The sequence below is a fragment of the Psychromarinibacter sediminicola genome (assembly GCF_029168335.1).
Classification (GTDB): domain Bacteria; phylum Pseudomonadota; class Alphaproteobacteria; order Rhodobacterales; family Rhodobacteraceae; genus Psychromarinibacter; species Psychromarinibacter sediminicola.
Map to the genome: position 1 here is coordinate 1 of NZ_JARGYC010000252.1, position 380 is coordinate 380.

Here is a 380-nt window from a genome sequence, read left to right on the forward strand (position 1 = left end):
GGAAACCGGTCGCTGGCTGAACAACCGCGCCGAGAACTCCCACCTGCCGTTCCGACGACGCGAGCGGGCGATGCTGCGGTTCCGGCGGATGCGAAGTTTGCAGAAATTCGCCTCCGTCCACGCCTCGGTCAGCAACCATTTCAACTCGGAGCGCAGTCTCTACTCCCGACCAAATTTCAAGAAGAACCGCGCCGCCGCTCTCGCCGAGTGGCGCAGTCTCTGCGCGGCATAAGGGACAGCGTCACTGTCCAAGCTGAGACCAGTTCGAATCTGTCTGACAGCACCCGCAAACTTCCTCCGCACGCTGGCCACGCCAAAGGAGATCGAGACATGGTCGCTCACCTCGTTGCGCGAGCGGCTGATCAAGACCGGTACTCGGC

At 62.1% G+C, this 380-nt stretch carries 1 protein-coding gene; it reads left to right on the forward strand.

Going from position 1 to position 380, the window contains the following annotated elements; all coding sequences use genetic code 11:
• Positions 1–232: DDE-type integrase/transposase/recombinase (locus tag P1J78_RS25235; RefSeq protein ID WP_275570114.1), on the forward strand; the 232-nt coding region annotated here is incomplete at its 5' end.
• Positions 233–380 lie beyond the last annotated feature (148 nt).